This is a genomic window from Bradyrhizobium xenonodulans, assembly GCF_027594865.1.
Lineage (GTDB): Bacteria > Pseudomonadota > Alphaproteobacteria > Rhizobiales > Xanthobacteraceae > Bradyrhizobium > Bradyrhizobium xenonodulans.
Genome location: NZ_CP089391.1, coordinates 3,671,287 through 3,697,653, shown reverse-complemented (window position 1 = coordinate 3,697,653; position 26,367 = coordinate 3,671,287). Strand labels below are relative to the sequence as shown.

24 protein-coding genes are annotated in these 26,367 nt (G+C 65.3%); 13 read left to right on the top strand and 11 right to left on the bottom strand.

The annotated features are described in order from the left end of the window. The first annotated feature begins 105 nt into the window (after positions 1 to 105). Positions 106 to 1,965 carry a tannase/feruloyl esterase family alpha/beta hydrolase gene (locus I3J27_RS17220; protein WP_270171604.1) on the top strand — a complete coding sequence of 620 codons (1,860 nt, stop codon included), beginning with the start codon at positions 106 to 108 and terminating at the stop codon, positions 1,963 to 1,965. Positions 1,966 to 2,094: 129 nt separating this feature from the next. Here the strand turns inward: I3J27_RS17220 and I3J27_RS17215 are convergent, their stop codons facing one another. Continuing rightward, positions 2,095 to 2,352, bottom strand: a complete 258-nt coding sequence (locus I3J27_RS17215; RefSeq protein ID WP_270171602.1) for a hypothetical protein — start codon at positions 2,350 to 2,352, stop codon at positions 2,095 to 2,097. An 80-nt stretch (positions 2,353 to 2,432) separates the two neighbouring features. Beyond that, positions 2,433 to 3,401, bottom strand: coding sequence for a DUF2778 domain-containing protein (locus I3J27_RS17210; protein WP_270171600.1), 969 nt, complete (start codon positions 3,399 to 3,401; stop codon positions 2,433 to 2,435). Positions 3,402 to 3,592: 191 nt separating this feature from the next. Here I3J27_RS17210 and I3J27_RS17205 point away from each other — a divergent pair, with 191 nt between their 5' ends. Further along, positions 3,593 to 4,030, top strand: coding sequence for a DUF1810 domain-containing protein (locus I3J27_RS17205; RefSeq protein ID WP_270171598.1), 438 nt, complete (start codon positions 3,593 to 3,595; stop codon positions 4,028 to 4,030). Positions 4,031 to 4,040: 10 nt separating this feature from the next. Here I3J27_RS17205 and I3J27_RS17200 read toward each other — a convergent pair whose 3' ends face one another. Together I3J27_RS17200 and I3J27_RS17195 are read right to left on the bottom strand one after the other, a co-directional pair. Further along, positions 4,041 to 4,817, bottom strand: a complete 777-nt coding sequence (locus I3J27_RS17200) for a crotonase/enoyl-CoA hydratase family protein (protein WP_270171596.1) — start codon at positions 4,815 to 4,817, stop codon at positions 4,041 to 4,043. 41 nt (positions 4,818 to 4,858) lie between these two features. Further along, complete coding sequence (locus tag I3J27_RS17195) at positions 4,859 to 5,341, bottom strand: tautomerase family protein (protein ID WP_270171594.1); 483 nt, start codon at positions 5,339 to 5,341, stop codon at positions 4,859 to 4,861. A 101-nt stretch (positions 5,342 to 5,442) separates the two neighbouring features. Between I3J27_RS17195 and I3J27_RS17190 the strand changes: the two genes are divergently transcribed. The 3 genes from I3J27_RS17190 to I3J27_RS17180 all read left to right on the top strand — a co-directional run bounded on the left by I3J27_RS17190 (position 5,443) and on the right by I3J27_RS17180 (position 9,033). Then, positions 5,443 to 6,054 carry a TetR/AcrR family transcriptional regulator gene (locus I3J27_RS17190; RefSeq protein ID WP_270171592.1) on the top strand — a complete coding sequence of 204 codons (612 nt, stop codon included), beginning with the start codon at positions 5,443 to 5,445 and terminating at the stop codon, positions 6,052 to 6,054. Between the two features lie 15 nt (positions 6,055 to 6,069). Next, entirely contained in the window at positions 6,070 to 6,855 is a 786-nt protein-coding gene (locus I3J27_RS17185) for a 2-keto-4-pentenoate hydratase (protein WP_270171586.1), read from the top strand. 96 nt (positions 6,856 to 6,951) lie between these two features. Beyond that, entirely contained in the window at positions 6,952 to 9,033 is a 2,082-nt protein-coding gene (locus I3J27_RS17180; protein WP_270171584.1) for a methyl-accepting chemotaxis protein, read from the top strand. 216 nt (positions 9,034 to 9,249) lie between these two features. On the opposite strand, the gene I3J27_RS17175 is transcribed toward I3J27_RS17180, so the two are convergent. Both I3J27_RS17175 and I3J27_RS17170 read right to left on the bottom strand, forming a co-directional pair. Further along, positions 9,250 to 9,840 (bottom strand): NADPH-dependent FMN reductase, encoded by a 591-nt coding sequence (locus I3J27_RS17175; RefSeq protein ID WP_270171582.1) that lies wholly within the window; start codon positions 9,838 to 9,840, stop codon positions 9,250 to 9,252. A gap of 45 nt (positions 9,841 to 9,885) precedes the next feature. Next, positions 9,886 to 10,833: an AraC family transcriptional regulator gene (locus tag I3J27_RS17170; protein ID WP_270171580.1), complete on the bottom strand. Its 948-nt coding sequence runs from the start codon at positions 10,831 to 10,833 to the stop codon at positions 9,886 to 9,888. Between the two features lie 399 nt (positions 10,834 to 11,232). On the opposite strand from I3J27_RS17170, the gene I3J27_RS17165 reads away from it, so the two are divergent. Genes I3J27_RS17165 through I3J27_RS17155 form a run of 3 tightly spaced genes read left to right on the top strand, consistent with a single transcriptional unit; the run spans position 11,233 to position 13,734 of the window. Next, positions 11,233 to 12,231: a DUF2336 domain-containing protein gene (locus I3J27_RS17165; RefSeq protein WP_370691961.1), complete on the top strand. Its 999-nt coding sequence runs from the start codon at positions 11,233 to 11,235 to the stop codon at positions 12,229 to 12,231. Between the two features lie 3 nt (positions 12,232 to 12,234). Beyond that, entirely contained in the window at positions 12,235 to 12,555 is a 321-nt protein-coding gene (locus I3J27_RS17160; protein ID WP_270171576.1) for a PilZ domain-containing protein, read from the top strand. 57 nt (positions 12,556 to 12,612) lie between these two features. Continuing rightward, a complete protein-coding gene (locus I3J27_RS17155) occupies positions 12,613 to 13,734 on the top strand; it encodes an HD-GYP domain-containing protein (RefSeq protein ID WP_270171574.1) in 1,122 nt (373 codons plus the stop codon). 353 nt (positions 13,735 to 14,087) lie between these two features. Here I3J27_RS17155 and I3J27_RS17150 read toward each other — a convergent pair whose 3' ends face one another. Together I3J27_RS17150 and I3J27_RS17145 are read right to left on the bottom strand one after the other, a co-directional pair. Continuing rightward, positions 14,088 to 16,109 carry an FIST N-terminal domain-containing protein gene (locus tag I3J27_RS17150; RefSeq protein ID WP_270171572.1) on the bottom strand — a complete coding sequence of 674 codons (2,022 nt, stop codon included), beginning with the start codon at positions 16,107 to 16,109 and terminating at the stop codon, positions 14,088 to 14,090. A 184-nt stretch (positions 16,110 to 16,293) separates the two neighbouring features. Next, positions 16,294 to 16,971 carry a nitroreductase gene (locus tag I3J27_RS17145; RefSeq protein WP_270171570.1) on the bottom strand — a complete coding sequence of 226 codons (678 nt, stop codon included), beginning with the start codon at positions 16,969 to 16,971 and terminating at the stop codon, positions 16,294 to 16,296. Between the two features lie 97 nt (positions 16,972 to 17,068). Between I3J27_RS17145 and I3J27_RS17140 the strand changes: the two genes are divergently transcribed. From I3J27_RS17140 to I3J27_RS17130, 3 genes are all read left to right on the top strand, one after another. Then, positions 17,069 to 18,031: an alpha/beta hydrolase gene (locus tag I3J27_RS17140; protein WP_270171567.1), complete on the top strand. Its 963-nt coding sequence runs from the start codon at positions 17,069 to 17,071 to the stop codon at positions 18,029 to 18,031. Positions 18,032 to 18,072: 41 nt separating this feature from the next. Beyond that, positions 18,073 to 18,933 (top strand): dienelactone hydrolase family protein, encoded by an 861-nt coding sequence (locus I3J27_RS17135; RefSeq protein WP_270171565.1) that lies wholly within the window; start codon positions 18,073 to 18,075, stop codon positions 18,931 to 18,933. A 93-nt stretch (positions 18,934 to 19,026) separates the two neighbouring features. After that, the gene (locus I3J27_RS17130; RefSeq protein WP_270171563.1) at positions 19,027 to 19,275 is read left to right on the top strand and encodes a hypothetical protein; all 249 of its coding nucleotides are present in this window, start codon (positions 19,027 to 19,029) and stop codon (positions 19,273 to 19,275) included. 58 nt (positions 19,276 to 19,333) lie between these two features. On the opposite strand, the gene I3J27_RS17125 is transcribed toward I3J27_RS17130, so the two are convergent. Beyond that, entirely contained in the window at positions 19,334 to 20,209 is an 876-nt protein-coding gene (locus I3J27_RS17125; RefSeq protein WP_270171561.1) for an MBL fold metallo-hydrolase, read from the bottom strand. Between the two features lie 259 nt (positions 20,210 to 20,468). Between I3J27_RS17125 and I3J27_RS17120 the strand changes: the two genes are divergently transcribed. Then, positions 20,469 to 22,682: an alkaline phosphatase family protein gene (locus I3J27_RS17120; protein WP_270171556.1), complete on the top strand. Its 2,214-nt coding sequence runs from the start codon at positions 20,469 to 20,471 to the stop codon at positions 22,680 to 22,682. Positions 22,683 to 22,796: 114 nt separating this feature from the next. Here the strand turns inward: I3J27_RS17120 and I3J27_RS17115 are convergent, their stop codons facing one another. Then, complete coding sequence (locus I3J27_RS17115) at positions 22,797 to 23,573, bottom strand: class I SAM-dependent methyltransferase (protein ID WP_270171553.1); 777 nt, start codon at positions 23,571 to 23,573, stop codon at positions 22,797 to 22,799. 136 nt (positions 23,574 to 23,709) lie between these two features. On the opposite strand from I3J27_RS17115, the gene I3J27_RS17110 reads away from it, so the two are divergent. After that, positions 23,710 to 24,684 (top strand): glycerophosphodiester phosphodiesterase family protein, encoded by a 975-nt coding sequence (locus I3J27_RS17110; RefSeq protein ID WP_270171551.1) that lies wholly within the window; start codon positions 23,710 to 23,712, stop codon positions 24,682 to 24,684. Here the strand turns inward: I3J27_RS17110 and I3J27_RS17105 are convergent. Next, entirely contained in the window at positions 24,681 to 26,303 is a 1,623-nt protein-coding gene (locus I3J27_RS17105; RefSeq protein ID WP_270171549.1) for an ABC-F family ATP-binding cassette domain-containing protein, read from the bottom strand. The genes I3J27_RS17110 and I3J27_RS17105 overlap by 4 nt on opposite strands. Positions 26,304 to 26,367: the final 64 nt, after the last annotated feature.

Here is a 26,367-nt window from a genome sequence, read left to right as displayed (position 1 = left end):
ACAGCAATCTCACACGTCAATCTGACCACTCAACGCCTCGCCGGCCGGCGATCGCGTCGGTGCGTTTTGTTCGATCATCAATCGTGAAACTGGGAGGGACTTGAGATGAAACGACGACTTCTCGCTTCGACCATCATGGCCGGTTGCGCGGCGCTCGGCACGCAGGCCATTGCGCACGGATTTCCGCCGAGCGGCGTCGCGCCGCGCGCCTCCTGCACCGCCCTCACCGGCCTCACGCTGCCGAACACGCAGATCCTGAGCGCGACCCAGAAGACGGGCTATTGCAACGTGGTCGGCATCATCAACAAGCGCGTCTCGACGCAGGATCCCGATCACTTCACCTACGGCATCGGCTTTGCGCTCAACCTGCCCAACACCTGGCACGGCCGCTTCGAGATGATGGGCGGTGGCGGCACCGACGGCAGCCTCAATCCCGATCCGCAAGGCGCCGCCGGCACCGAGCTCGGCCAGGGCTGGGCCGTCGCCGCTGACGATGGCGGCCACGAAGACAGCGCCAGCAATGTCGTCGGCGGACATCAGGATGATGACGCCAATGCCGGCGGCTCCGCGCATTTCGCCATCGACGCGCAAGCGCGCCGCGACTACGGCTACAACGGCATCGAGAAGACCGCGACGATCTCCAAACAGATCATCTCCTATTTCTACGGTCTCGACACCGCCTATTCCTACATCATGGGCTGCTCCAACGGGGGCCGCGACGCCATGGTGGCATCGCAGCGCTTTCCGTGGCTGTTCGACGGCGTGATCTCGCAAAATCCCGGCTTCAACCTGCCGCAGGCGGGCCTCGCGGAAGCCTGGAACGAGCAGGTGCTTGGCACGCTCGCAACCAGCAACGACGTCAATGGACAGCCGTTCATTCCGGACACGTTTCCCGTGCAGGATCTCCAGGTGGCCTCAGCCGCGATCCTGAGCGCCTGCGACGCGCTCGATGGCCTCGTCGACGGCATCATCGACAATTACCACGCCTGCACGGCGAAGAAGGTGTATCCGGCGCTCGCCAGCTACACCTGCGGCTCCGGCTCGCACGGCAGCACGCCGCATGGCGGCACCTGCCTGACCGGCGCGCAAGTCGACGCGCTCAAGAAGATTTATGCCGGCCCGGTCAACAGCAAGGGACAGCGGCTCTATTCGAACTGGTTCTGGGACGCCGGCATCTGGACGCCGCCGACCGCGCCCGGCGCGGGCTGGCAACTCTGGAACGTCGTCACCGCGCCGGTGCCTGGCGTCAACACCGCGATCAACCTGACGCTCGGCGCCGGCGCGATCCCGATGATCTTCCAGACGCCGCCGGTGGTCACGCCCGTCAACGGACCGAACGGCCAGGAAGCCTTCGTGTTCAAATTCAACTTCGACACCGACGCGCCGAAGATCTTCACCAGGACGGCGGCCTATCCCGAAAGCAGCATGGACTTCATGGCCGCGGTCTCGACCGATCTGCGGCCGTTCAGGGCGCGCGGCGGCAAGCTGATCGTCTCCTCCTCGGTCAATGACGGCATCTTCTCCGGCGCCGCGATCGCCCGCTGGTACCGCAACATGGACCGCCGCATGAGCGGCCGTGCGATCGATTTCGCGCGGCTGTTCATGGTGCCGAACATGGCCCATTGCGGCGGCGGCGCGGCCACCGCGAGCTTCGCGACGAACCAGCTCAAGGCCATCACCGACTGGGTCGAGAAGGACATCGCGCCGGACCGCATCGTCGCGACCAACACCAACGCCACCTCGCCCTATCCCGCGGGGGGATTGTTCGATCCGCGCGTCGCCCAGAACTTCCCGACCGGCGGCACGCGGCCACTCTGCGTCTATCCGAAGATCGCGGCCTACAAGGGCAGCGGCTTGACCAACGATGCCGGCAGCTTTGCCTGCATCGATCCCGGCTTCAAGCACGGCGGCGACCACGACTTCCACGACGATGACGACGGGCGCGGCGACGACCACAGGCCCTGACCGGGACTTCTGCAACAAGCCAAACCAGCCCGGCGCGCGGTTCTGCCGCGCGCCGTATGAGGATCGTGCAGACCGGCGCCCCAATCCGTGGAAACATCGCTCGGCGTGGCGATGGAAAGGGCGCCGCTCTCAGAGCAGCTTCGCACTCACGAACAGCGCGCGCACGGCGTTGGTCGCCTGCACGACGAGCATGGCGTTGTCGGCGGCGCCTTCGAGCGCAGCGACCGCGTCCTCATGCAGCGAGCGGAATTCCATCCACTCGACCGATTTGAAGTTGGTGAGGAATTGATAGGCCTGGCCGACGGTCGCAATCGCCAGCGTATCACCGTTCAGCTTGATCTTGAACGTGGTACGCAGCGGGGTCTCGGAACTTTGGGGATCACTCATGGGCTGCTTCTGGACGAGGGCGGCTTAACGAAGGGGAAACGGCAACCCCGCCGCAGCAGGCAGACGTCGGATATCGAATGTCAGGAATCGGTGCTCGCGCGCTGCGAGGCCGTCGCCGATCCGCTCAGGCTCGGCACCACGACGAGGCGGTTGAACTCGCCGTTGTCCCAGGCCTTGAGGAAGCGATCATAGTCCTTGATCGAGACGCAGCCGTTGGAGTCGCCGCGCGGCCCGAGCATGTAATTGTGGGTGAGAAGCCCGACGCGGCCGAGCGCGCTGGTGCCGTCGGTGGGCGTCAGGCGCAGTGCGCGAACGCCGTGGAACAGTCTTTCGCGCGGTTTCAAATCGTAGGTCGCAGGCGGGGTCGCACCGACCATGCGCTGGTCGACATGGTCAGGGTCGTCCATCAGCGCGCCCATGCCCGAATGGGCTTCCAGCGCCAGGCCGCTCGGCAGGTAAAGCGCCTTGGCCTTGATGTCGTAGACCGCCGTCCGCGAATCGTAGCCGAGGGCGGCGAGATCCGGGGCCTTGGCGAACAGGCCGTCGCCGGGCGTCAGCGAGGCCAGCTTGATCTTGTCGGTGAATTTCTCGAAGAAGTTGCGGTTGTCGACCCTGGGGTTGGTCTCCGCATAGGCCTGGCTGGAGGCGATCTGGGCGGAGAAGTCCGCCTGGGCCGGGCGTGAGCGCGGCATCGGGATGGCATCGGCACGCTGCTGCGACGGCCTCGTCTCGTCAACGACGTGCCGGTCGTCCTCGGTCAGGGTCGAGCGCCAGTCGTCGCCCTGGAGCTTCTGGGCCAGCATCGCCCTGGCGTCGCGCAGCTTGAGCTGGACCGCGTTCACGGCGGAGCGCTCCAGTCCCCGCAGGCCGGTGTCACGGGCGGGCTGGCTGCCGGACAGCGAGGCGAAACGGTCGTCGAACGAAGGGCCATTGGTGTTGGTGGGATTGGCCGGAGGCAGCGCGGCAGTGATCAGCGGGGTCGAATCGCCCATATCTGCGACCCACGCGGCAGCGCCCAGTGCCAGCGCGACGGCAGCCAGAGACAGCAATATCGTCTCCGCTCGCCCAATACGGCGGCGCGACAACACCCTCTCGGCGCGTGCGCGGTCGGAAACCATCAGATCCCCAAAATCGACCCCCGGGGGGCCCAACCCCCGCCCGGAGACTCTATACCAGCTACCACATTGGGAGCCAAAAGTTAGGCATAATCGCGGCCGGCAAAGCACCCCTAGGGTATCCAATGACCGATCCTTTCGATCTAGACCGGTTCGTCCAGGCCCAAAACCCTGTTTTTCGCGCCGTCCTGGGGGAGCTGACCCGGGGCCGGAAGCAGAGCCACTGGATGTGGTTCGTCTTCCCGCAGATCGCCGGGCTCGGCTTCAGCGCCATGTCGCAGCGCTATGCCATCGGCTCGCGGGCGGAGGCCGAAGCCTACCTCGCCCATCCCGTCCTCGGTCCTCGCCTGATCGAATGCACCGCGCTCGTCCTCGCCGTCGAGGGACGGACCATCAACGCGATCCTCGGCGCGCCCGACGACGCCAAATTCCGCTCGTCGATGACGCTGTTCGGCGCGGTGTCCGACCAGCCCGCCTTCGATCAGGCACTCGCCCGATATTTTGCAGGCGACCGCGACCGCGCGACGCTGGACATCCTCGCCAGGCTCGATCGCCTCGCCTAGACGCGCCGGGTCAGCGTCCCTGAAAGACCGCCGCGCGACGCTCGATGAACGACTGAATGCCCTCCTTCGCATCAGCGCTGCCGAGCACGCGGTCCCGAATTTTTGGAATGTAGGCGATCGCGGCCGGCTCGCCGCCTTCGACATATCTGGCCGCCGCTTCCTTGGTCACCTGGATGCCGAGCGGCGCATTGCGCGCGATGATGGCGGCGAGTGCCATCGCCCGCTCGACCTGCTCTCCCGGCGGCACGACCTCCTGGACGAGGCCGATCGCGAGCGCGCGCTCCGCCGAGAACTCGTCGCACAGGAACAAATGGTACATCGCATCGCCCCAGCCGGCCCGCGACAGAAAGCGGAAATGGGCGCCGCCCAGTGGCGCGATGCCGCGCTTCGCCTCCATCTGGCAGAAGCGCGAATCCGCAGCCGCCACCACGATGTCGCCGGCGAGCATCAGCTCGATGCCGATGGTGAACACGACGCCCTGCACGGCGGTGACAACAGGCTTGCGGCAGCGCTTGGCAAGTCCGAACGGATCGACATTGCCTTCCTTGACGTTGCGCTTCTCAGCAGCAGGTCCGAAGAATTTCGGCATGTCGAGGCCGGCGGTGAAATCCCCACCTTCCGCACAGATCACGCCGACACGGTAGGCCTCGCTGTCGTGCAGCTCGGTGAGCGCATCGGACAGTTGCTCCATCATCGCCGGGGTGAACGCGTTCTTCTTCGCGGCATTGTCGACGATGATCTTGAGGACGTGGCCGTGCACCTCGGTGCGAATGCATCCCTCGCTCATACGCTTCTCTCCATGATTGATCGCTTGGTGTTGGCGGCGCGTCAGGCCTGCGGCTGAAGCGCCGCGCGGATCGCGTTGACCCGCTCCGGCGTGAACACACCGGTCTCCAGGAGCTGGAGGATCGAGAGCACGCCGCCCCGCGATCCCCAGCTCCCCTCCTCGATGATCTCGAAATTTACCCACCAGGTCGGGGCCGGCGCCGGCATGTCGCAGGCTTCCGCGAGCCGGGCCAGCACGTTGCGGATCACCTCGGACCGCACCTCCGCCGGCCACGCCGCGTTCATCACGGCGATCGTGATGGTGATGATGTCGCGTGGCGTGTCCTGGTCGGACAGAAGCCGGCCGCCGATCGCCATGCAATCGGCCGGCAGATCGTGGAAATGGACCTGAAAGCCCATGCGCGCAGCCGGCAGAAGCTGGCCGATTTCAGGCTCGAGCACGACATCGGTCAGGCTTTCGGCAAGGCGTCGGCGCTGCGCCAGGCCGAGCCGTCCGGCGGGTGCGGTTACCGTGATGATGGTCAACTGACGTCCCTCCCACGAACTATGACGAGTGTCATATTCAGGATCGCTTGCCTATGTCAAGCGTCATAGTCTAGGAAAGGAAGCCACATGCAGGATCTCCCATGACCGCCAGCACACGTGAGAAGATGATCGCCGGCGCCGCCGACCTGATGAGCCGGCGCGGCATCAACGCCACCAGCATGCGCGACGTCGTTCGTCACACGGCGACGCCGCGCGGCTCGATCAGCCACCACTTTCCGGACGGCAAACGGCAGTTGATCGCCGATGCCGTGACCTTTGCCGGCCAGCAGGTGTCCATTCCCCTCGAGAAGGCCATGAGCGAACGCGGCGTCATGGGCGGCTTGAGGGCCTTCGTCGCATCATGGCGGCGTCGGCTGGAAGCGACCGGCTTCGAGGCCGGCTGCCCGGTGCTCGCCGTTGCCGTCGACCGCTATGTCGGCGAAGCCTCCGGCAAGGAGGACGAGACGGCGCAGCAGCATCTGCTCGACCTCGCCGACGGCGTGTTCGCCGATTGGCGCCAGATCATGCGCGCCGCCCTGCTGCGCGAAGGGCTCGCCGCGGAGCGGGCCGATCGGCTCGCAACGCTCGTCGTTGCCTCGATCGAAGGCACGGTCGCGATGTGCCGCGCAAGCCGCAGCGCGGCTGCGCTCGATCAGGTTCACGAAGAGCTGGAGACGGTCCTGTCCACCGCCCTCGCCCGCACGACCGGATAGATGGAGACGAAACCGATGGATTTGTCCCGACAGCGCGAGCTCGCCCGCCATCTCGCCGATCTGCGCCGCGAGGGCCGGCAACAAAGCGGCCTCGAGGGACGGCTGGTGCCACCGGACGCCGACACCGCGTACCGCATCGCGCAGATGGTGGAAGAGGAATTGGGCTGGGAGGTCGTCGGCTGGAAGATCGCCGGCATGAAGTCCGGGCTCCAGCGCCAGCTTCGCATCTCTGCGCCGATCTACGGGCGGGTGTTCGCGCCCCTGATCAAGCCGTCGCCCGCAAGCGTCGAGCACGCCAGGCAATGCAGCCCGATTCCGGAGGTCGAGTACCAGGCACGCCTCGGCGCCGACCTGCCGCCGCGCGCAACGCCCTATACGGTGGACGAGGTCGGCGATGCCGTCGCCTCGCTGCATCCCGGCATCGAGCTCGCCGAATGCCGCTTCGTTCACGACGCGGCGTTTCCGCCGATGCCCGCGATCATGGCCGATGGCTCCGGGTCGGGAACGATCGTGCTTGGTGAGCCCATCGCCAACTGGCGCAGCCGCGACATTGCCAATCAGGACGTCGTTCTCACTTGCAACGGCGCCGAGCGACGTCGTGGCCGCGCGGCGGAGGCGATCGATCATCCGCTGGTGCCGCTCGCCTGGCTCGCCAACGAGCTGTCGCGGACCGGCATCGGTCTCAAGGCGGGGCAGACCATCAGCACGGGCACGCTCACCGGCATGCTGCGGCCGAAGGCGGGCGAGACCTATGTCGCCGATTTCGGTCCGCTGGGAACTGTGAGCGCGACCTACAACTGAGGCCGGATCCGGCGGCGAAGAGCGTAAACCCGGGATTAACGTCGCCTGCCTATGTTCCGAGCAAATAATTCTCCCGCGCCAATTGCCGGACAGATCATGAAAATCGGAACGCTCCTGACCACCGCCATCGTCTCGCTCTCGACCGTCGGCGGCGGCCTTGCCGTCTACGTCGCCGTGACGAAATACCAGACGATGGAGCGGATCACCGAAGCGCAGGGACGGCTCGCGATCGTCCGCGCGGTCAGCGACATCCCGCGCTATCTCAACCCCGAGCGCGGCTTTTCCACCAACATCCTCTATGGTCCTGCCACCATCGACCCGGCGCTGCTCGCCGAGCAGGACAAGTTGCGCAAGCAGACCGACGGCGCCCGCGACAGAATGAATGCGCTGCGCAAGGAGTTGCCCGGCCCGTTCGACGACGGCAACAGCATCGGCGGCAGCATCGACGGTATCAATTCGAAATTCACCTCGCTGCGCGAGGCGATCGACAAGGCGATGGCGGGACCGCCGGAGGCGCGCAAGGACGCGGCGAAGAAGATCGTCGCCGACAACGCCGTGCTCAACGGCGGCGTGACCGCGCTGCTCAACGAGCAGGTCCGACGCATGGCCATCCTCAACGGCGATGCCTACCGGCAGGCTAGCTATGCCAACATCGCGATGACATTGCGCGACGTGGGCGGCTTCAACTCCAGCCTGCACAAGAATCTCGTCGGGGGCAAGAAACCGGCGACCGACGCCGAGAAGAGCGACATCGCCCGCTCGCAGGGCCGCAACGACCAGATCGTGATGTCGTTGCAGGAGCTGCGCGGCAATCCGGCAACTCCGGCGAACGTCGCCGCGGCGCTGGAGAAGTTCAACGCGATCTATGTCGAGGAGTTCGGCCGCGAGCTCAAGCTGGTGAAGGACGGTGCGGTCAGCGGCAAGTACGAACACGACATGGACACCTATTACGCCGCCACGCAGCGCGGCCTCGGCACCATCATCGAGGTCCGCGACGCGTTCTACGACAACGCCGAACACATTCTCGCCGGCGCCTCCTCGGCGGCACGCACCAGCTTCACCATCGCGCTGCTCGGCCTTGCCGCCGTGCTGATCGCCAGCATCGGCCTCGTCGTGATCGTCCGTCGCCGCGTCTGCGCGCCGATCGTCGACCTGACGACGCGGATGTCGCGGCTTGCCGACGGCGAGGTCGCGGAAAGCATCCCCGGCGCCGAGCGCTCCGACGAGGTCGGCGCGATGGCCGCCGCCGTGAAGGTGTTCAAGGACAACATGATCCGGGCCGACCGGCTCGCGGCCGAGAAACAGGCCGAGAACGACGGCAAGATGCGCCGCGCACAGGCGCTCGACGGGCTCACGCGCGCGTTCGAGGCCAAGGTCACCGAGCTCGTCGGCGGCCTGTCCCGCGCTTCATCCACCATGGAAAGCACGGCGCAGTCGATGACCTCGACGGCGGCCCAGACCAACAGCCAGGCGGCGGTCGTCGCCGCCGCCTCCGAGCAGACCTCGACCAACGTGCAGACCGTTGCCAGTGCCACGGAAGAGCTGACCTCCTCGATCGCGGAGATCGGCCGTCAAGTGGCGCAAAGCACCGAGATCGCGGCGCGCGCCGTCGACAACGCCCGCCGCACCGGCGACACCGCACGCGCGCTCGCCGAGGGCGCCCAGAAGATCGGCGACGTCGTCACGCTGATCCAGAGCATCGCCGAGCAGACCAATTTGCTGGCGCTGAACGCGACCATCGAAGCCGCCCGCGCCGGCGATGCCGGCCGCGGCTTTGCGGTGGTTGCGTCCGAAGTGAAGTCGCTGGCGGGCCAGACCGCCAAGGCCACCACCGAAATCTCCGAGCAGATTTCGGCGATCCAGGCCGCGAGCGACGAGACCGTGGCCGCGATCCGCAATGTCGCCGACGTCATCGGCGAGATCGACCAGATCGGCACCGCGATTGCGGCTGCGATCGAGGAACAGGGCTCCGCCACCAAGGAGATCGCCCGCAGCGTCCAGGAAGCGGCCCGCGGCACCCAGGAGGTCAACACCAACATCTCAGGCGTGCAGCGTGCCGCCGACGACACCGGCACCGCGGCCAGGGAAGTGCTGGGCGCGGCCGAGCAACTCTCGACCCAGTCGCGCGACCTCGCCGGACAGTTCGACCGCTTCCTCGGCGAAGTCAGGGCCGCGTAAGCCCCCGAATACGGCAGGATAATCGCAGTTCGTCTGCGGCCATCCTTCGAGACGCCCGCCTCTGGCGGGCCCTCAGGATGAGGAAGGAGTGCGCGGCAGCAGTTTCAACGAGCACCGATGCAGCTTAGCCTCATCCTGAGGAGACCGCGAAGCGGTCATCTCGAAGGACGAGGCGCGCGCTCGGGCGCCGCCGAGGGTGGCATGCGATTGCCCCGCTCAATACGGCGGCGCCTTGCGCGACCGCTGTGCCTTGGCGGCCTCGATCCACCACGAAAGATCATCGGCAAAGCGCGGGAACGCGCGCTCCAGCGCCTTGCCGCCGTCGCCGACCGGCTCGCCGGTGTCCGACAATGTCTGCGCGATCGGGCCGACGCCGATGGTGCTCGACACCACCACCATGCCCATCTCCGACAGCGTGCCATGCCAGGCGGTCGCGGCGCGCGCGCCGGACAGGCGGCCGGCCGAATAGCTCACGATTGCGGCCGGGCGCCAGAACCACTCTTCGAGGAAGTGGTCGGTGAGGTTCTTCAGGCCGGGCTGGATGCCCCAATTATATTCACCGGTGACGAAGACGAAACCGTCGGCGCCGCGGATCTGCCCCGCCAGCTTCTCGAGCGCCTCGGGTGCCGAGCCTTTGGGATATTCCTTGTACATGCGGTCGAGCATCGGCAGGCCGATCGCCTTGGCGTCGATGAATTCGACCTCCTCGCCGCGGCCGCGCAGGCGATCGATGACGAAATTGGCAAGGCGGATGCCCATGCGGTCGGAACGGTAGGAACCGTAGAGGACGAGGATGCGGTTGCTCATGGCCGGCAGGCTAGCACGAAACGAGAGGCTCGCCCCATCCATTTGCTACCGGCCCCGGCCGCGCTCCCGCGTCTGCGACGGCGTCTCGCCGAACTGGTCGCGATAGCTTCTGGAGAAGTCGCTGAGATGCCAGAAACCGTACGCCAGCGCGACGGCCTTGACGCTGTCGGCCCCCGCAAGCAGGCGGCGGCGTACCAGCCACAACCGGCGCAGGCGCAAATAGCGGTGCAGGCTCATGCCGCGATAGCGGCGGACGACGTCGTGCAGGGTGCGGACGGACAGGCCAAGCTTGCGCGCGATCTCCTCGCTGTAGATGGGCTGCGACAGGTCGTCGGACAGAAGCGCGCGGATGTCCTGGAATATCCTGAAGTTCCGCTCGTCATTGGGACGCAGGGTCCATCGCGCGGGAACGACCGTCTCGAACGCATCGTCGACGGCGCCCAGCAGGGACTCCTTCATGGCCGCGCCCCTCAACGGCACATCCGATACATCGATGGGGTCCGACGCAGCCGCCAGCACCTCCCGGACCACGCCGCGCAGACGGTTCAGGCCCGCGGCCGTCGTTTCGAAAATCTTGAAGCTCGAGACTGCGCGAGGCCAGCCGCGATCCGTCACCTCCGGCCTGAAGACCACCGAGGCAAGTATCCGCTGCACCTCCTCGATGGTGGTGTAGGCGGCGCCGCCGCTGCCGATGACGACGACCGGCCGGGCGCGTTGCGAACCATTGAAGCGGATGGGCACGTTGAGGTCGTCCATCGTGAACCCGATCGCCGTGCAATTCTCGACGAGCTGCGCGTCAACCACCCGGGGAAACGCCCTGGTCAGATTCACGTCGCAGCCGGGCAGCGACAAAATGGTCTGCTCAGCCGAAATCTTCCGTACGAACGGCGTGAACTCGAAGTTCAAGCCGCGTATGGCATTCCGAAATTCGTCGACATCGGAGAAGCGAAATATCTTTGGCGCCAACCCGGGCGCATCATCATTGCTGTTCATGACAAATGAAAAACCGCGTCAGAAAACGACGCGCGCCCGGCAATAGCGCCGACTGAGTTCCCCCCTTTCGGTTGTCCCATCAGACCGAAAGAATCATCCTAATGACACGCAGTCAGTTGGCGAGCGTCCCGTTCAAAGGACAAGTCGCCGCATCGAGCCTCGCCAAATTTCGATATCGTTTCCGGCAATGTCAGAGGTGCTTTGATACCCGAATACTCAAGGTCTAAATTTCTAATTAACACGTATAGGATGCAATGACGGTCGTTGGATAGTTGAAATTTATTTTGAGTACAGGCCCCTGCCATGATGGCAAATTCGCCTGCCGAAATTCTGGTTGAATTGGAAGAGGCGGTCGCAACGTGTCCCCTGGACCGCTGCGCTCGCATCCTCGAAGGCATTGTGCAACTGCTCACCGGCAGCCGCGACCGGTCCCAGGAGCTGCTCTCCGGTGTGGTCGACGGCGTCCTGCTGCGATTGACGGAACGGGTCGAGACCCGCGCACTGCTTCAGCTCAGCGCCACCCTTGCCGAGCTCAAGGTGGCTCCGCCGGAGACCTTGCGGCGTCTCGCCTCACACGACGACCCGGACGTGGCGTGTCCTGTCCTGCTCAAATCGGAGGCGCTCACCGCAGCCGATCTCGCAGAGGTCGCAGCCTCGGGCGGCGAGCGTCATCAACGCGCGATCGCGGCGCGCAACCTCATCGAGCCGGCCGTGACCGAAGCGCTGATCCAGCGCGGCACTCCGATCTGCCTCGCGCTGATCAGGAATCCGGGGACCCGGTTTTCCGACGCTTCGTATGCCGCGCTGATCGCCAGGGCCGACGAGGACGGCGAGATAGCGAAGGCCCTGGTGCTCCGGCCCGGCACACCCGACCCGGTCGTGCGGAGGCTGCTCTCCGCCTCGCCCGCAGCGAAGGCCAAGCCCACTGCGTCGGCCGCTTCGCCCACGCAAGCAGCCGCGCCGGCGCCACCGAAGCCGCCCTCCTCGGCCGACTATGCAAACGCGCGGCCGGAGATCGTCGCCCTCAACCGCGTCGGCAAGCTCAACGATTCCACGGTGAACCGCTTCGCGATCCGCGGCGAGACCGCCAATCTGTTCACGGCACTGTCGGTTCTGTCGGGCGCCCCGATCGAGATCGTCGAGCACGTGATGGCCGACGACGATTGCGAAGGTCTCGTCGCGGCCTGCCGCGCCTCACGGCTGAGCTGGCAGACCACGCTTGCGATCGTGAGCAACCGCAGCGACACGCGGCTGTCCTTTGCCGAGCGCGAACGCGCGCAGCACATCTTCGAGACGCTTCTTCTGTCGACCAGCCAATGGACGGTGCGCTGGGGGGAAATCGCAGCAAGCGCCAACACAAGCGATCCGGGAAATCGCGGCGCGAAAAATGGGGGTTAGCCGATGAAGTTCGACGGTCGCAAAGCATCTCGCGTGAAAATGGACCACAAGCAGCCGGTCAACCTGATGGGCTCCGACGGCACGTGGCGCCGCAGTTGCGTGCTGCTGGACGTCTCGCAGAACGGCGCCAAGATCGAGGTCGAGGGCACGCTGGACGTGCTCCAGGCCAAGGAGTTCTTCATGCTGCTGTCGTCGACCGGTCTTGCCTACCGGCGCTGCGAGCTGGTCTGGATCGACGGCACCATGGCCGGCGTTCATTTCGTCAGCGCGGACAGCAAGAAGAGGCCGAAGCTTCAGGCCGAGATCGCGGCCCAGAGCAAGTAGCCCCGATCATTCATCCCCCGCATTGAACCCAGTCAAGTCAAAGTCCCAGGTCAGACCGTGCAGAGCCCGCGAGCCATCCAAAGCCCCGTCGATCGCGACGGCGGCATCCGGGAGAGGAACGCGGCCCGCCCATTCATTCATGTGCTGGCGGATACATCCGACAAATTGTCGGGCATCTGCTCGATCCTGGGAGAGAATTTTACCGTCGCGGGCGAACGGCTGGACTCCGAAGCCAAGATATCGCAAGCGCCATTCGCCGTCGTCATCCGTGCCGATCTGCGTGACGTCGACAATATCGCCGCCATCAAGAAGAGAGCCGCCAGGCTGGCGAAGGCCCGGAAGCGCATCTTCCTGCTCGAGCACACCTCTCATGTCGGGGTGTCGCAGGCCTACGCGCTCGGCGCGACGCAGGTCCTGCCCGGGGCCGTCAACCGGATCAAATTGCTGGCGGCATTGACTGATCCTGCCGACACGGCGTCCGCTTCGTCGGGCGACCGGGCCCGGCCCGACAATGCCGTCGAGGCCGCGGCAACCGCCATCGCATCGATGTTCACGGCCGTCACCCTCGGCCAGCCCCTGGATGTCGACGGCACCAGGGAAGCCGGCCGCCAGATCGCCGATCGCATCACCCAGCACGGCCTGTCGGAATGGCTGACGACGGTGCGGCGGCACCACGAGGGCACCTATCAGCATTGCCTGCTGGTCACAGGCGTTGCCGTCAACTTCGGCCTGAGCCTCGGGGTCGGGCGCACTGACCTGGAGCGCCTGTATACGGCGGCGATGTTCCACGACATCGGCAAGGCGCGGATCCCGCTGGCCATCCTCGACAAGCCGGGGCGGCTCGATCCCGAGGAGCGCGCGATGATCGAGACTCATCCCGTCGCGGGCCATGATTTTCTGAAAGGCCACGACAGGATTTCGCCGGAGGTCCTCGACGCCGTGCGCCATCATCACGAATATCTCGACGGCAGCGGTTATCCCGATGCACTCTGCGGCGAGAGCATCAACGACATCGTGCGCATTCTCACGATCTCCGACATTTTCGCCGCACTGATCGAGCATCGGCACTACAAGCCGACGATGCCGCGCGCGGAAGCCTACAACATTCTCTGTGGAATGAACGGCAAGCTGGAGAAGGCGCTGGTGGCTTCATTCAAGCAGGTCGCCCTCACGCGCTGAGCGCAAGAACCCTGCCCTGACCCGACCTAATGCGTCGCGCGATAACTGGCGCGTCGCGGGGAGGACCGGCCGGTGAGCCCATCAGCCAGCAGCTTCATGTCCTCGTGCCTGCCGCTGCGGATCAGCCGGCCAAACTCCTCGGGAGTGAAGGGAAGACTTGGATCATCATCAATCGGGCGCCGCACTCGCGGACCGAAGAACCGCCGAACCAGGCTAGCCAGCCGCCGCATGTCAATTCCCTCGCGCCAGCAACAAACCTCTCACGAGGCACATTGTTCCTGCCAGCGCGACGGGATTGCAAGACCGAACTGAGAGGTCGTCACCGAAATTTGCGAGGCGCCCGACTTTGCCGCCTACCCGATCCGTTTCAACGTCTCGATGTCGTTCATGGCACTCGTCAATGCCCCGTTGCGGTCCCGCACGAAGCTTTCGAGGTCCGCCAGCACCGTGTTGACCATCTGAAGATTCTTGAACATCTCCTCGATCTGCGTCACGATGCTGTTGTAGCCTTCCTGGGTCTGGATCAGCTGGCCCCGGGTGTTCTCGATATTGGCTCCAAGCGACTCGAGCGAGGTTTCCATGCCTCCGATCGAGGCGTGGGTGCGCGTGAGGCTGTTTCTGGTGTCCTGCGAGAGCTTCTTCACCTCGGTCGCCACCACCGAGAAACCCCGTCCCGCCTCGCCGGCCCGCGCCGACTCGATGGTCGCGTTCAGCGCGAGCAGGTTGGTCTGCCCCGCGATCGTGTCGATGATCTTCAGGATGTCCCGCAAGCCGTTCATGGCCTGAGTGAGGCCGGTGAACTCCTGCGACAGTGCCGTGGTGTCGGTCGCCTTCGCCGCCGACTGCGCGCTCGTCATGATGACGGAGCGGATTTCCTCCACGATCGCGTTGATCGAGGCCGTCTGCTTCAACGCACCCTCGACCTTCCCGCTCAGCGTGGCGCTGGCACTCAGATATTCCGTCAGGCGATGGACGATGCCGTCCTTGATCCGGTTCAGGAGCACCATGCGGTTGAGGTGCGTGCGGGTGAAATATTCGACGAAATGCGCGTAGTGGATCGGGAACGTCTCAATGAAGGGATCGTTCAGCGGTTTTTCCCTGACGTCGAAGAACACGATCGCAGTCAGCGTCTGGTTGATGTTGATCCCGAACAGCTCGCCGAAGGTCGAAAATCCCGCGACCGGCATCGGCCACATGCCGCCCATGTTACGGAGCTGGCTCTCGTTGTTGAGGCGGCGCAGGATGCAGTCGTTGAGGATCGCGCCGATCGCCGGCGGCTTGCCGCGCAGGAACGTCTCGAGGTCGCGCCGGGTCTGGTCGACGAAATCGGTGGCTTCCAGCAGTTCGAGCCTGTCGCCCGAATTGACATCGCAGAAGAAGGAGACGACACCGCTCTCCGCATCGATGCCGGCGACCGAGCGCACGAACAGATCGCCGCCGACCTCGATGCCGAAGGAATGCTTCGTCATCATCGCCATCAGGTTGGACGGCGTCGTGTTCAGCGCCTTCGCCACCGCGGCCGCAAACGGCCTGATCTCGTTGGCATCCGCATCCATGACGCCCGAGGCGGTGCGGCGGTCCGGATCGGCCCCCATGACGACGAAGGATTTTCCGGTCTTCTTGAAATTCTGCGTCTTGAAGATGCTGTAGGCACGTCCCGGCGCCAGCTTCAGGAAGGCGATGAGAGCGTGGTTCTCGAGGACCTGCCGGCCGTCATAGAGATAGGTGTTCTTGAAGTCGAGCTTGCCGCCGGCCGAGCCTCCGACGAAGGCGCACGGAAACCTGCCGCTCCTGTACACGGCCTCCATGAAATAGTTCTCCGACGCCGAGACGCCGTCGACGAGCGCGAAGGCGATCGTGTCGCGCACGTCGATGGCGAACGGCGTCCTGATCGCGCCGAGCTCGCGTGTGATCGCCTCGATGCGCGCGTCATGTGCCTTCGACGGCTCCCCCATGCGGATGTCGTCATTGTGGAGCCGGACGCCATGGACGCTGATGGACTGAAACAGATCGGCCGGGAAGACCTGCACGACCACCGACGACCAGTTCGTGCCCGTCGGCTTGTAGAGCGACTGCCCCACTGAGCACAGTTCGCCAGCGGTCGACATCGCGATCACCGGCGTCGAGCCCGCCAGCCGCTGCAGCGACGCCACCACGCGCGCGAAATCGCAGTGCGGCGAGATGAACGCGAGGGCGAGCGGCGCGCGTGCGCCTGCTACGACGAAGTCATCTGTGGAAATATTTTGCAGCCGGTCATCGCTCTCCAGAACGCGAATCGCGCAGGCCTCATGGAAGGCCGGCGTTTCGTCATGTACTTCCGGAACGATCGACGGAGCTGGTTGCTTGTGACTTGCCTTGGAAAACAACGAGAGCATGGCAATATCCTTGTTCGACGCATCACGCGTCGCAAAGGAATGAAATACGGATTCGACATTGCCATTCGGTTATGAAACGCGCGGCACAGTTGCGTTCGTGCCGCGGATCGACACCGTACGACTACGGCACTGCGGGCGAATGATACCGATCGTGTCCGCGCATTTGATCTGGATCAAATCTGCACTAGTCGGCGAAGCCGACGTAGCGCACGAAGTCGCCATTCGATTCGCGATCGGAGCGAACGGCATTCGCCGCAAAGCCGTCGTCGGGATAGCCCATCGCGACGCAGGTCATGATGACCTCGTCCTCGGGAATTTCGGCGACCTCGCGCACGATGTCGGAGCGCATGATGCCCTGCCCGTTGATGACCGAGCCTAGGCCGCGGTCCCAGGCCGCCAGCACGATGCCGTAACAGAGTGCGCCGAGATCGAAATGGCAGACCGCGCCGGGGTCGAGCACGCGGTCATAGGTCAGCACCAGCGAGACCGGCGCGTCGAACTGGCGGAAGCCGCGCAGCACCCAGTCCTGCCGCATCGGCCTGTCGTCGCGCGCGATCCCCATCGCGCCGAACAGCTTCTTGGCGATGTCGACCTGGCGGGTGCGGTGAATGCCCTGGTATTCGCCATGGCTGACGATGTCGCGCTTGACTATGGCGCCGCCGATCATCTCTTCCATGTTGCGCCGGCGCACCTCTTCCAGCGGGCCGCCCGTGAGCACATGGACATGCCAGGGCTGGGTGTTCATCGACGACGGCGCGCGCTTGGCACTCTCGATGATCGCCTCGATCACCGCGCGCGGCACCGGCTCGTTCCTGAAACCGCGCACGCTGCGGCGCGACTGGACCAGCGTTTCGAATTCCACCTCAAAGACCTCCCTGCCCGTTCCACCGGTTGCCGATGCGGCGCGCAGAATCTATGCTAACCCGCAAGCAAGACCAAGAACCCTGTGAGGACACACCATGGCCGCGCCGCTCGATCCCGTCGTCGCCCAGATCATTCCGCTGCTGCCGCTGCGCGATCCCACCACGATGACGCCACAGAGCGCCCGCGATTCCTTGCGTGCACTGGCTGCCGCGCGCGCGGCCGTGCCGCCCCCGCCGGTCGACACCGTGCAGGATATCAAGGTGAAAGGCGGCGCCGGCCCGCGCGATGCGCGTCTCTACCGGAATGGCACCGCGCCCGCGCCGACCGTGGTGTTCTTCCACGGCGGCGGCTGGGTCGCGGGCGATCTCGAAACCCATGACCGGCAGGCGCGCAACCTTGCAATCGAGACCGGCGCGGTCGTCGTCTCCGTCGATTATCGACGTCCGCCGGAGACGCGCTTCCCCGGCGCGTTCGAGGACGCCTTCGCCGCGGTAAGCGACATCTTCAACCGCGTCGCGGAATTTGGCGGCGATGCAAAACGCCTCGGTGTGGCCGGCGACAGCGCCGGCGGCAATCTCGCCGCCACGACGGCAATCGCCTGCCGCGATGCCGGCATCAAGCTCGCCGCACAACTCCTGGTCTACCCCGTGACCGACGTCGTCGGCCTCTATGCCGACGCGCGTGAGAACGCGCGCTATCCGTCACGCGCGGAGAATGCCGACGGCTACTTCCTCACGCGGGCCACGATGGAATGGTTTTCCGGCCACTACCTCGCCGATCCCGGTCATGCCGCGGATTGGCGCGTCTCGCCGCTGCGCGCCGCATCGCTTGCGGGTGTCGCGCCGGCGATCGTGACCACCGCCTGGTTCGATCCCTTGCGCGACGAGGGCGCCGCCTACGCCAAGGCGCTGGAAGTCGCCGGCGTCCCGGTCAAGCACCATGAAGGCCCCGGCCTCATCCACGGCTATTTCGGCCTCGGTGATGCCTCCGACGTCGCGCGCGCCGAGGCGCAGCGCGCACGGGCAGACTTCAAGGCCCTACTCGCGCGCGGCGTCTGATCACGTTGCGATCAGGCTCGACCGAATTGCCAGCTCATCTCATGCGTCTGTTCATCGGCCTCATCGCCTCGCTGCTGCCGGTCGCGGCCGTCTCCGCCGCGCCGCAGACGGTGTATTTTCGCAGCGCCGACGACCGCACCGCGCTCGTCGGGTACCTGTTCCAGCCAACGACGCCGGGCCCCTGGCCTGCAGTCGTCATGCTGCACGGCCGCGGCGGTCCCTACTCCAGCAACGACAGTTCCGACTGCACGTCGGTCGGCGCCGGTATCGCCTCGCCCTGCAGCGCCGCCACCCTGTCCAGGCGCCACAGGATGTGGGGCGAATATTGGTCGGCGCACGGTTACGTGGCGTTGCTTCCGGACAGTTTTGGCTCACGCGGCAAGGCGCACGGCTTCGGCCGCTACACCCATGACGATCCTGACCGTGCCGATGTCAATGAGCTGACCGTGCGCCCGCTCGATGCCGAGGGCGCGCTCGCTTACCTGCGCGGACGCGGCGACGTGATCGGAAGCCGGGCCTTTCTCCAGGGCTGGTCCAATGGCGGCAGCACCGCACTGAACGTGATGATCCGGCAGGGCGACAAGACAGCCGGTTATCGCGGCGCCCTCGCGTTCTATCCGGGCTGCGGACGGAAAGCACTGGTGGCGCCGATCATCTCCAGCGCCGCACCAATCGCGATGTTTCTCGGCGCCGACGACGAAGAGGTCTCGCCGCAGACCTGCCAGCAATTCGCCGACCGCTCACGGCAGGCCGGAAGCCCGATCGACGTCACCGTCTATCGTGGGGCAACCCACGGCTTCGACGAGCCCTCGTCCCGGCGGCAGTCCACGCCCGGGAATCAGGCGGCGATGAACGACGTGCTCGTCAAGGCCGTTGCCACCCTCGACCGCTGGAAAAATTGAACCGCGAAGACACGTCGGCGCCGATCCTGCTTGATTGCGCCACGATTCCAGTCTCCAATTCACGCGCCATCTTTTTGGTTTAGGGAGACACCCATGATGAAGCGGATTTTCCTCGCTGCGATCGTTGCCACCTTTGCAGCCGGTTTGGCCTTCGCGGAGGACACCTGCGAGAGCAAGGCGGTCGGCAAGGACGGCAAGCCGCTGGCCGGCGCCGCCAAGACCTCGTTCATGAAGAAGTGCAAGGCCGACGCCTGCATGCCCAAGGCCGTCAGCGCCGACGGCAAGCCGCTCGCCGGTGCCGCCAAGAACAGCTTTATGAAGAAGTGCGAGATGGGCGCGTAAGGCGCTGCGATTCCTCTCCTCCCTCGCCCCGCTTGCGGGGCGAGGTGAAGACAGCACCTCACTCCCGTTTGAACCGATAATCAAACGCCCCATCCAGCGGCCTGATCCATCCGGCCGTCGGCGCCGGAAAATGTACCGGCAGGATCAGCGTGTCCGTGTCCGCAACCGAGGCGAAGAATTTTCGCCGCGACACCGCGGATTGTTTTGCGTCCCAATCCGGCCTCGCCGACCAGTCCGGCTCGCGGCACTGGATCTGGTGATGCATGAGGTCGCCGGCGACCACAGCGCGCTGCCCTTTCGAAAAAATGTTCACGCAGCAATGACACGGCGAGTGCCCCGGCGTCGGCGTCAGCGTGACGGTGTCATCGAGCGCGTAGTCGTCATCCACCAGCAGCGCCTGCCCGGCTTCGACGATCGGCAGACAATTGTCGCGAAACACCGTGCCGGGTGGATTGTTGCCTTTGGCATGCTCGGCCTCCCAGGCCGCATACTCACCCTTGTGGAAGACGTATTTCGCGTTCGGAAACGTCGGTACCCAGCGTCCGTCGCGCTGGGTCGTGTTCCAGCCGGTGTGGTCGATATGCAGATGCGTGCAGAACACGTAGTCGATCTCGCCGAAGCCGATGCCGAGCGCGAACAATTCGTTGCGCCAGCGCGCCTTGCCCGGGAAATCGAACGGCGGCGGGTGGCCCTTGTCCTCGCCGGTGCAGGTGTCCACCAGAATGGTGTAACGCGGCGTCCGCACCACGAAGGTCTGATAGGTGATCACCATCATGCCGCGCGCGGCGTCGAACACCTCCGGCTCCATGGTCGGTAGATGCCGCTTGAATACGCTGTCGTCATAAGCCGGAAAAAAATCTTGCGGCCGCCGCCACGGCCCCTCCCGCTCGATCACCGCGTCGACGGTGATGTCGCCGACCCTGAGCTGCTTCACGCGCCCTCCCCCTGATTTTCTCAAGCGTAGCGAACGAGTTCGCAGCGTTCAAGCCGCACGGGCGCAGGCCTGCGCCGACGAGTTCCCATCGCCGGCGTGACGGAGAGATCGGTTGGACTCTCGCGACAGCATTCACGCAACGACGCGCATGCGTCGCTCAGGCGTCATACGCGCGTCGTCGGCCGTGCTCGATACTCCACGTGTCATTTCAAATGAAGCGCGCACTGATTGTGCAGCAAGAAAAATCACGGGGCAGCACGTGGACAAGAAAAGGCTCTTCTCCCTCATATCGTCGGTATCGCTCGCAGCAACGCTGGTCGGTGCAGCAGCGCCCGTCCACGCCGATCAGGATGACAACGGTCGCGGCCGCGATTCCGGCGATTTCCGTGGTCACGGTCACGGCCATCACGGACACCGGTCGCCGCCGGTGGTCCTGATCTCGCTCGACGGTGCAAAGCCCGATTTCATCCAGCAATTCATCGACGAAGGCGTGCTGCCGCGCGATGGCGGCCTGGCGCGACTGAGCCGCCATGGCGCGGTGGCAGTGCAGAACATCACGGCCTCACCGTCGCTCACCGCGGTCTCGCATATCGAGATCGCCACCGGCTCGACCGCCGTCCACAACGACATTCCCTCCAACACCTTCCAGGCGATCGTCGGGCCTGTCACGTCGAGCCTCAGCGGTTTCGCGGCGCCGATCGGCGGCTATCGCGAGAGCCCGCTCGGACCTTCGCCGCACCCGACGGCCTCGCCGCTCTGGGTGCAGCTGCGCCAGCAGGGCAAGAAGGTGGTCACCGCGACGTGGCCAGGCGGCGACGGCGCCGACATCTCGATCAACGGCACGGTGGTGCAACCGGCCCAGCCGATCCGCGTCACCGACTACACCGTGCCGTTCGGCGCATTCGGCGGCCTCGGTGCCCAGGGTTTTACGCTCACCCAGAGCGACTTCACCGCCGATCCGGCGGTGGCCACGGCGCTCCAGTCGGCCGGCCGCTTCTCGTTCAGCCCGGTGCTGGCGACAGCGACACCGATCGAGACGTTCTCGTGCGCGTCAGCCTCGACCTCAACTTGCACCAGCGCGGCAACGCTCGACCTCAAATATGCGATCCGCGTTGCGGCGCTCGACACCACCAACGACAACAAGGTGAACTACGACACCCTGGTCTTCTTCGACGCCACGCGCGGCATTACGGCAGGACCGTTCGCGCCGCCGTCGACGGGACCGGCCTATGTCAAATTCGGCGGCGAGAACGCGCCGTTCTTCTTCGACGGCAGCGGGGCGAAGGTTGGCGCTGCGTACTTCGTCTCGCAGCTCGCGCCTGATTTGTCGGTGGTGCGCTTCGCCCGTTACGGCGCCAACTTCATTCCGCGCAACGCGCCGGTGCTGGCCGACGTCGACGACATCAACAACAGCATCGGCTTCTGGCGTCCGCAGGCCGATTTCCGCATTCCGGAGCGGCTCAGCCCGGGCTTCACCAATTTCCCCGACATCGAGATCGAGGCGATGTACGAGGACATGGTCAAGACCTTCGTGCGCTACCAGGCGGACATCGGCGAGCGCGCGATCAAGAACCATCCCGACGCCGACCTCGTGATGGTCTATATCGAGCAGCCCGACGGCTCCGAGCACCAGTTCCTGCTCACCGACCCGCGCCAGGGCACCAATCCGAAGGACCCGAACTCGATCGGCGCCGGCCAGGACCCTGCCAAGGTCGCCCGCTACAAATCCTACATCCGCTTCGCCTACCAGACCGCGGACAAGGCGGTGAAGCAGATCACTGAGGCGGCGGGGCCGGACAGCAACGTCATCGTCGTGTCGGACCACGGTTTTGCGCCGTTCCACACCTCGGTCAGCATGACCAACATCCTGAAGAACGCCGGCATCGACACCACCAAGGTCGCGATCCGCACCTCGGGTCCGGCGGTCAACATCTACGTCAACCTCCAGCAACGCGAACAGGGTGGCACCGTCGATCCTGCGACCTACCAGGCTCTGGTGACGCAGATCACCGACGCCGTGAAGAATGCGGTCGACCCGAACCCGAAATTCAACGGCTCGCTCGAAGGCGGGCGGCTCTTCACGGTGGTCGAGACCCGCCCGCTCCAATGCGAGGCCGGACTCGGGCAGTGCACCAGCAAGACCATCGGCCAGGATTTTGGCGACGTGTTCGCGCTGATGGCGCCCGGCTACAATTTCGACGGCATCCAGAACCCCGGCATCGCCCGGCTCGGCGATGCGGCGTTCAACGCGGCGACGACCACGCTGTCGATGCCGAATTTCTACGGCGCCCACGGCCACGATCCCAGGCTGCCGGTGATGAGCGCGACCTTCATCGCCGCCGGCCCGCAGATCCGCAACAACACGACGATCCGGCGCATGCGCAATGTCGACGTGGCCCCGACCATCATGCAGATCCTGGGCGTCAGGCCGCACCAGGTCGATGGCGAGGTGCTGCGCGAGATCCTGCGGTAGCGGCGGAAGGTCGCTCGCCACCCCAACGGCGGCATAGGCGCACACCAGCGCCTATGCCGTGCGGCCGCAAGAGTCTCGCCGGGCTCTCGGCGGGATCGGCGCGTCGGATGTCCGTCATGCCTGCTTCAGCAGGTGCCGGGCAAATTCGGGCAACGCGCGGAAAGCCATGTGCAGGTTGTCGTTGAAGGAGGCGGTCTGATAGCCGTAGTGCTGCCAGGCGCGGACGAGCGCTGTGCGGCTGAAGATCGAAACGTGGCCGTTGCGCGGGCCGACATACCACCAATTGACGCCGTGCAGCTCGAAATCGGGCGGCTGCAGCAGCGTGGAGAACAGCACGAGCCCGGTCTCCTTCGTGCTGGATACGATCGAGCCGATGCCCGCCATCGGATCGGGCATATGCTCCAGCGTCTCGAAGCAGGTGACGATGTCGAATTTCTCCTGCGGCCGCTCCGCGAAGTCGGCGACGAAGGGATCGAAGGTCTGCGCCTCGAGGAAGCCGGAGCCGCGCAACGTCGTGCTCAGCAGGCCGTCGCCGCCGCCATAGTCGAGCACGCGCAGCTCGGCCTTCCGCGCTCCAAAAAGATCCTGCACCAGTCTCGCATTGCCGATCGGTCGAACCTCCTTGTAGTCGGGATCGACCTCGACATACCCGTCGTTGTAGATCTCGGTCTTGAAGTTCGCCTCGCTCCAATCGTCAAAGGCGTCGGTACACAGGAATCCGCAAAGCTGGCAGCGGTGGTAATAGACCGGCGCTCCCGTCAGCGGAAACCGCCTGACGCGCGCTTCGCTGCAATGCTTGGCGAAATCGACCACGCCAAACAGGGCGGACTCCCCGCCGCAAATCTTGCACGGCAAAGGCGCCGTGGAAACTTGCCTCAATTTGGTGATCATGCCCGGTTCCGCAGCCCTCGCCCCGCGCGGACAATCGCCCGCGAGGGTTGCGCGAGGCTTGCGCGGCCGTGACCGTTTCACGCCGCAAATCGACCTCAAACATCTCCGACGCTGATCACGGAATGGGAAATAACTGGTGGGCAAAGCACTCAGATTCGCGACAGCGACCATCCTTTCCGTCGCCGTGGGCATCTATCTCAACAACACGAGCCTGTTGGCACCGCATCGCGACGGCAAGCCGGTGTTGCTGGCCCATCGCGGCATCGCGCAACGCTTCGATGAGCGCGATGTGAAGAACGATACCTGCACCGCCGCGCGGATGCTGCCGCCGACGCACGATTATCTCGAGAACACCCTCCGCTCGATGCGCGCCGGCTTCGAGGCCGGCGCCGATATCGTCGAGCTCGACGTGCACCCGACGACCGATGGCGAGTTCGTCGTATTCCACGACTGGACCGTCGACTGCCGGACCGACGGCCAGGGCGTCACGCGCGAGCAGAGCATGGCGAAGCTGAAGATGCTCGACATCGGCTACGGCTATACCGCCGACGGCGGCAAGACCTTCCCGTTTCGCGGCAAGGGCATCGGGATGATGCCGACGCTGTCCGAGGTGTTCGCCGCCTTCCCCGACAGGCAACTCCTCATCAACGTGAAGAGCCGCGACGCGAACGAAGGCGAAAAGCTCGCCGCCGTGCTGACCGCGCTGCCGGCCGAGCGACGTCGGATGATCATGGTCTATGGTGGTGACGAGCCGATCGACGCGATCCGCCGTCTCACGCCGGACGTCCGCACGACATCGCGCGCGGCGATCCGAAGCTGTCTGATCCGCTATATCGGCTATGGCTGGACCGGCCTGGTGCCAGCCTCGTGCCGCAACGCGATGGTGCTGGTGCCGATCAACGCCGCCCCTTGGTTATGGGGCTGGCCCGACCGCTTCCTCAATCGCATGGCCGACGCCAACAGCGCGGTGTTCGTGCTCGGCCCCTACAGCGGCGGCGAATTCTCCACCGGCATCGACACGTCCGAATTGTTCGCGCGGCTCCCGCGGGGCTACTCCGGCGGGATCTGGACCAACGAGATCGCGGCCATCGCCACCGAGAGCAAGAACTAGCTCCGCAGCCCCGGCGCCTCCTGCCCGGTCCGCGCGACATATTCCGTGTAGCCGCCGCCGAACTGGTGGATGCCCTCCGGCGTCAGCTCCAGCACGCGGTTCGACAGCGTCGCCAGGAAGTGGCGGTCATGCGAGACGAACAGCATGGTGCCTTCGAAATCCGCCAGTGCCGTGATCAGCATTTCCTTGGTGGCGAGGTCGAGATGGTTGGTCGGCTCGTCCAGCACCAGGAAGTTCGGCGGGTCGAACAGCATCTTCGCCATCACGAGGCGCGCCTTCTCGCCGCCTGACAGCACCCGGCAGCGCTTCTCGACGTCGTCGCCGGAGAAGCCGAAGCAGCCGGCGAGTGCGCGCAAGGAGCCCTGCCCCGCGGTCGGAAACTGGTCCTCCAGCGACTGGAACACGGTGCGCTCGCCGTCGAGCAGATCCATCGCATGCTGGGCGAAATAGCCCATCTTGACGCTGCCGCCGACCGACACCGTGCCCTCGTCCGGCTCGCTCGCACCGGCAATGAGCTTGAGCAGCGTCGACTTGCCGGCGCCGTTGACGCCCATCACGCACCAGCGCTCCCGGCGGCGGATCATGAAATCGAGGCCGTCATAGATCCGCTTGCTGCCATAGCCCTTGTAGACATTCTTGAGCGCCACGACGTCTTCGCCCGAGCGCGGCGCCGGCGGGAAGTCGAACGCGACGGTCTGGCGGCGGCGCGGCGGCTCGACGCGCTCGATCTTGTCGAGCTTCTTGACCCGGCTCTGCACCTGGGCCGCGTGCGAGGCCCGCGCCTTGAAGCGCTCGATGAACTTGATCTCCTTGGCGAGCATGGCCTGCTGACGCTCGAACTGCGCCTGCTGCTGCTTCTCGTTCTGCGCGCGCTGTTGCTCGTAGAACTCGTAATCGCCGCTGTAGGTCGTGAGCGAGCCGCTATCGATCTCGATCACCTTGGAGATCACGCGGTTGATGAACTCGCGGTCATGCGAGGTCATCAGCAGCGTGCCTTCGTAATCGTGCAAGAACTTCTCGAGCCAGATCAGGCTTTCGAGATCGAGATGGTTGCTCGGCTCGTCGAGCAGCATGACATCGGGACGCATCAAGAGAATACGGGCGAGCGCCACGCGCATCTTCCAGCCGCCCGAGAGTTTGCCGACGTCGCCGTCCATCATCTCCTGGCTGAAGCCGAGGCCGGACAGCGCCTCGCGCGCGCGGCCGTCGAGCGCATAGCCGTCGAGCTCCTCGAACGCGTGCTGCACCTCGCCATAGCGCGCGATGATCTCGTCCATCTGGTCGGCCTTGTCAGGGTCGGCCATCGCGACCTCGAGCTCGTGCAACTCGGCCGCGACCTCGCTGACGGGACCTGCGCCATTCATCACCTCGGCCACGGCACTGCGGCCGGACATTTCGCCGACGTCCTGGTTGAAATAGCCGATGGTGATGCCGCGATCGGTCGAGACCTGCCCTTCGTCGGGCAGTTCCTCGCCGGCGATCATCCGGAACAGGGTGGTCTTTCCGGCACCATTGGGGCCGACGAGGCCGATCTTCTCGCCCTTGTTGAGGGCGGCGGAGGCTTCGATGAACAGGATCTGGTGGCCGGCTTGCTTGCTGACGTTGTCGAGGCGGATCATGAGGTCTTTTCGGGGGAATTTTGCGTTGCAGCGTCATAGGCCATGCGGGCTGTCAGGGGAAGCC

What these genes read in the sequence shown, in the direction of transcription:
- I3J27_RS17170 (WP_270171580.1), bottom strand. Translation starts at nt 10,833, where the DNA reads ATGAACAGCAATGATGATGCGCCCGGGTTGGCGCCAAAGATATTTCGC.
- I3J27_RS17190 (WP_270171592.1), top strand. Translation starts at nt 5,443, where the DNA reads ATGACCGCCAGCACACGTGAGAAGATGATCGCCGGCGCCGCCGACCTG.
- I3J27_RS17205 (WP_270171598.1), top strand. Translation starts at nt 3,593, where the DNA reads ATGACCGATCCTTTCGATCTAGACCGGTTCGTCCAGGCCCAAAACCCT.
- I3J27_RS17185 (WP_270171586.1), top strand. Translation starts at nt 6,070, where the DNA reads ATGGATTTGTCCCGACAGCGCGAGCTCGCCCGCCATCTCGCCGATCTG.
- I3J27_RS17105 (WP_270171549.1), bottom strand. Translation starts at nt 26,303, where the DNA reads ATGATCCGCCTCGACAACGTCAGCAAGCAAGCCGGCCACCAGATCCTG.
- I3J27_RS17175 (WP_270171582.1), bottom strand. Translation starts at nt 9,840, where the DNA reads ATGAGCAACCGCATCCTCGTCCTCTACGGTTCCTACCGTTCCGACCGC.
- I3J27_RS17130 (WP_270171563.1), top strand. Translation starts at nt 19,027, where the DNA reads ATGATGAAGCGGATTTTCCTCGCTGCGATCGTTGCCACCTTTGCAGCC.
- I3J27_RS17180 (WP_270171584.1), top strand. Translation starts at nt 6,952, where the DNA reads ATGAAAATCGGAACGCTCCTGACCACCGCCATCGTCTCGCTCTCGACC.
- I3J27_RS17140 (WP_270171567.1), top strand. Translation starts at nt 17,069, where the DNA reads ATGGCCGCGCCGCTCGATCCCGTCGTCGCCCAGATCATTCCGCTGCTG.
- I3J27_RS17150 (WP_270171572.1), bottom strand. Translation starts at nt 16,109, where the DNA reads ATGCTCTCGTTGTTTTCCAAGGCAAGTCACAAGCAACCAGCTCCGTCG.
- I3J27_RS17160 (WP_270171576.1), top strand. Translation starts at nt 12,235, where the DNA reads ATGAAGTTCGACGGTCGCAAAGCATCTCGCGTGAAAATGGACCACAAG.
- I3J27_RS17220 (WP_270171604.1), top strand. Translation starts at nt 106, where the DNA reads ATGAAACGACGACTTCTCGCTTCGACCATCATGGCCGGTTGCGCGGCG.
- I3J27_RS17135 (WP_270171565.1), top strand. Translation starts at nt 18,073, where the DNA reads ATGCGTCTGTTCATCGGCCTCATCGCCTCGCTGCTGCCGGTCGCGGCC.
- I3J27_RS17200 (WP_270171596.1), bottom strand. Translation starts at nt 4,817, where the DNA reads ATGAGCGAGGGATGCATTCGCACCGAGGTGCACGGCCACGTCCTCAAG.
- I3J27_RS17115 (WP_270171553.1), bottom strand. Translation starts at nt 23,573, where the DNA reads ATGATCACCAAATTGAGGCAAGTTTCCACGGCGCCTTTGCCGTGCAAG.
- I3J27_RS17215 (WP_270171602.1), bottom strand. Translation starts at nt 2,352, where the DNA reads ATGAGTGATCCCCAAAGTTCCGAGACCCCGCTGCGTACCACGTTCAAG.